We start from the raw sequence: 4159 nt of genomic DNA on the forward strand, positions 1-4159 counted from the left end.
CGACGCGGGCCTGGGCCGCGCGGCGCACCGGCTGCAGGGCCGCTTCGAGGTCGGCGGGCAGGAGCATTTCTACCTGGAGGGCCAGATCGCCTACGCGCTGCCGCTGGAGCAGCGGCAGTGGTGGATCCACTCCAGCACCCAGCACCCGGGCGAGGTGCAGCACTGGGTGGCGCATGCCCTGGGGCTGGAGAACCACGCGGTGCGCGTGGAATGCCGGCGCCTGGGCGGGGGCTTCGGCGGCAAGGAGACGCAGGCCGGCCACCTGGCCGTGTGGGCGGCGGTGGCGGCGAACCAATTCGGTCGCCCGGTCAAGCTGCGGCTGGACCGGGACGAGGATTTCATGGTGACGGGCAAGCGCCACCCGTTCGCCTACGAGTACGACGTGGGCTTCGACGGCACGGGCCGCATCACGGGCCTGCGGCTGCGCATGGCGGCCAACTGCGGCTTCTCGGCCGACCTGTCGGGCCCCGTGGCCGACCGCGCCGTGTTCCACAGCGACAACGCGTACTTCCTGGAAAACGTCGAGATCGCCTCGTACCGCTGCAAGACGAACACGCAGAGCCACACGGCCTTTCGCGGCTTCGGCGGGCCGCAGGGCGTGATCGCCATCGAGGCCATCCTGGGAGACATCGCGCGGGCCCTGGGGTGCGATGGGCTCGCGGTGCGCATGCGCAACCTGTACGGCACCACCGACCGCAACGTCACCCACTACCAGGTGCCGGTGGAGGACAACATCCTCCACGATCTGCTACCAAAATTAGAGCAATCCAGCCAATATAAACGCCGGCATGAGGCCATTTTGGCCTGGAATGCCGCGAGCCCGGTGCTCAAGCGCGGGCTGGCGATCACGCCGGTGAAGTTCGGCATCAGCTTCACCGCCACGCTGTTCAACCAGGCCGGCGCGCTGGTGCACGTGTACACCGACGGCAGCGTGCAGGTGAACCACGGCGGCACCGAGATGGGCCAGGGCCTGCACACCAAGGTGGCGCAGATCGTGGCCGACGAGCTGGGCGTGCCGCTGGCGCGCGTGCTGGTGACCGCCAGCGACACCAGCAAGGTGCCCAACGCCAGTGCCACGGCCGCATCGAGCGGCACCGACCTGAACGGCCGCGCTGCCCAGTTCGCCGCGCGCCACGTGCGCGACAACCTCGCCGCCTTCGTGTGCGGCCTGGACCACTGCGGCGCCGGCGAGGTGCAATTCGCCGGCGGGCAGGTCATCACGCCCCACGCCGTGCGCAACTGGGGCGACGTGGTGAAGGAGGCCTATGCCAACCGCATCCAGCTGTGGAGCGACGGCTTTTACCGCACGCCCAAGATCCACTACGACAAGGCCACGCTCACCGGCCGGCCGTTCTACTACTTCGCCTATGGCGCGGCCTGCACCGAAGTGGCCATCGACACGCTCACCGGCGAGAGCCGCGTGCTGGCGGTGGACATCCTGCACGACGTGGGCCGCAGCATCAACCCGGCCATCGACATCGGCCAGATCGAGGGCGGCTTCGTGCAGGGCATGGGCTGGCTCACGACCGAGCAGCTGGTGTGGAACGACCAGGGCCGGCTCACCACCCACGCGCCCAGCACCTACAAGATCCCGGCCACGGGCGACATCCCCGAGCGCTTCACCGTGGCGCTGTGGCACGAGGCCAACCGGGAGGACAACGTGGGCGGCAGCAAGGCCGTGGGCGAGCCGCCGTTCATGCTGGCCATCAGCGTGTACGAGGCCCTGCGCAACGCGATTGCCGCGGCGCGCCCGACTGAGGCGGCCCGGCAGCCGGTCACGCTGACCGCGCCCGCCACGGCCGAGAACGTGCTCCGGGCACTGGGCGGGATGGACCGGGCGGCGGACGCTCAGAAGCGGTAGGTGGCCGAGACGAACGCGTTGCGCCCCTGCCCCGGCGTGATCCAGCGGCTCACGTGCAGGTGGCTCGACACAAAGTAGTGCTGGTCGAACAGGTTGCGCACCGTCGCCTGGACCTCGACGCTCTGGCCGTGGGCCAGCTTCGCCGTCCAGGTCTGGCTCAGGTCGAAGCGCGCGTAGCCCGGCAGCACCGTGGTGTTGGCCTCGTCGGCGAAGCGCCGGCTTTGCAGGTACAGGCCCGCACCCGTCTTCCACTGCGCATTCCAGGCGTACTGCGCCCACAGCGTGGCCGCATGCCGGGCCACGTTGGGCACAGACATGCCGCCGTACACGGGGTTCTGCAGGTACTTCGCATGGGTGAAGGCATAGGTGGCGGCCACGGTCACCCGGTCCGTCACCTGGCCGGACAGCGACGCCTCGATGCCCTGCGACCGCGCGCTGCCGGCCGTGGTGAAGTCGAAGTTGTTCAGCGGCGTGCTCAGGTCGGACGCGATCATGTTCTTCTGATCGAGGCGGTACACCGCCAGGTCGCTGACCACCGCGCCGCCGCGCCACAGCGATTTCCAGCCGGCTTCGACCTGCGCCGAACGGCGCGAGGGCAGGGACTGGTTCGACGATGAAGCCACCTGGTTGGGCGAGGTGCCGGTGGACACGTTGGCATACAGCGTATCGGTCTCCGACAGCCGGCGCAGCACCGCCAGCTTCGGGTTCCAGCGCGACTCCTCCACGGGCAGCACGCCGGCCGTGCCGTACAGGAAGCGCTGGCGCGTGAAGCGCAGGCCCGCCACCACCGACCATGCGCCGAAGTCGATCTGATCCTGGGCGGACACCGACACGGATTCGAGATCCTGCGTCGTCAGGCTCTGCGCCAGCACCGCCCCGGCCGGGGGCGCGGTCACCCGGCCATACACCGGGTTGAACACGTTGATGGCCGGGCTGGTCGAGGCCGGCACCGACAGCGCGGGCTGGTTCAGCACCTCCTTGTAGTAGTCCGCCCCGAAGTACAAATGGTGCGTCACCGCGCCGGTGCCCTGCGTGCTGGAAAGCGCGGTCGAGAACGAGTCGATGCGGCGCTCGGTGCCCGGCTCCCAGGCCGAGACCCGGGCATAGGTGCCGGCGGGCTGGCCCGCCAGCGGCGAGCCGTTCAGCAGGTTCTTGATGGAGGTCGAATGCGCCTGCAGGTGCGTGAAATCGGCCGACCAGCGCGTGTGGGCCGACAGGGCGACATCGCCGTGCAGATCGTAGATGCGGTTGTCGGTGGTCGAGTCGCCGAAGGGCTCGCCGAGCTGCCGGTCCCGTGGCACGGCGACCGGCCGCCCGCCCAGCGCGGGAAGTCCGTAGTCCGGCTGGTAGGTCTGGTTGGTGGCCTCCACGTTGGCACGCAGGTGGTAGCGGTTGCCATCGCTTTGGGCCAAGCCCAGCTTGATGCCGTCGAGGCGGTCTTCCACATGCCGCCACTCGCTGGCCTGGGACCGCGTGGCCGTCACGCGGGCGGCCAGTTCGTTCTCGGCCGACAGCACGCGGTTCAGGTCGATGGACGCCTCCAGCGCGCCGTGCGTGCCCGCGCCGAGCGAGGCGCTGCCGAAGTTCGCCAGCTGCGGCTGGCGCGTCACGAGGTTGACGGTGCCGCCCGGTTCGCTGCGCACGCCGAGGGCCGCGCCGGGTCCCCGCAGCACGTCGACGCTTTCCACGAACGCCGGGGTGTAGGGGTAGTTGGACAGCCGCACGCCGTCGCGCAGCACGCGGTTGGAGCCGGTACCGCTGTCGGTCACCGCGCCGCGCAGGATGAAGAACTGCGTGTGCGACCCGTTGAAGCCCGAGTCGGCCTGCGCGCCGGGCACGTTGCGCAGCGCGTCCTGCAAGGTGGTGCCGCCTTGCTGGCGGACCAGCTCGCCAGGCACGGTGGTGACGGAAAACGGCGTGTCCAGCGACGATCCCGCCGTGCCGGTAGCGAGGCGGGAACTGCGCTGCGCCGCCGGTGTGGCCGGCGCCGTGACGGTGACGGCAGGCAGCGCCGGGCTGCGTTCGGCCGCCGGGTCTGCAGGGGTGGGCGTCTGGGCGGTGGCGGCCAGGGGCAGCCAGGCCAGGGCCATCCCCAGCGCGACGGGCCGTGCAATGGTTGGGTGCATAAAAAAAGGGCTCTCTGTGGCGCCCCATCGGGCGCCGCTGATCGGTGCGAAAAACATCGCATCGCGTGGCCTGCCGTGGTGGCCGGCCCGCGCTGCGAAATCGGAAGGCGGATCAGGAGAGTGGCGGCGGCCCGCGGGCCGGAAGCGGCGCCGCGGTGGCCGCGGCGATGCG

Annotated in this window: 2 protein-coding genes; one reads left to right on the forward strand and one right to left on the reverse strand. The window is 70.4% G+C overall.

Annotation, left to right across the window (positions count from 1 at the left end; genetic code table 11):
• Nucleotides 1-1861 (forward strand): xanthine dehydrogenase molybdopterin binding subunit (gene xdhB / locus AC27IO_RS21255; protein ID WP_498740624.1); only part of this gene is annotated, 1861 nt, incomplete at its 5' end.
• On the opposite strand, the gene AC27IO_RS21260 is transcribed toward xdhB, so the two are convergent.
• Entirely contained in the window at nt 1849-3987 is a 2139-nt protein-coding gene (locus AC27IO_RS21260) for a TonB-dependent receptor (RefSeq protein ID WP_498740625.1), read from the reverse strand. The two genes, xdhB and AC27IO_RS21260, sit on opposite strands and share 13 nt — an antisense overlap.
• Between the last annotated feature and the right edge of the window lie 172 nt (nt 3988-4159).

The sequence above is a fragment of the Acidovorax sp. KNOB132 genome, from assembly GCF_057541515.1.

Excerpts from the sequence above, each read along its gene's own strand:
- AC27IO_RS21260 (WP_498740625.1), bottom strand. The coding sequence starts at position 3,987 with ATGCACCCAACCATTGCACGGCCCGTCGCGCTGGGGATGGCCCTGGCC.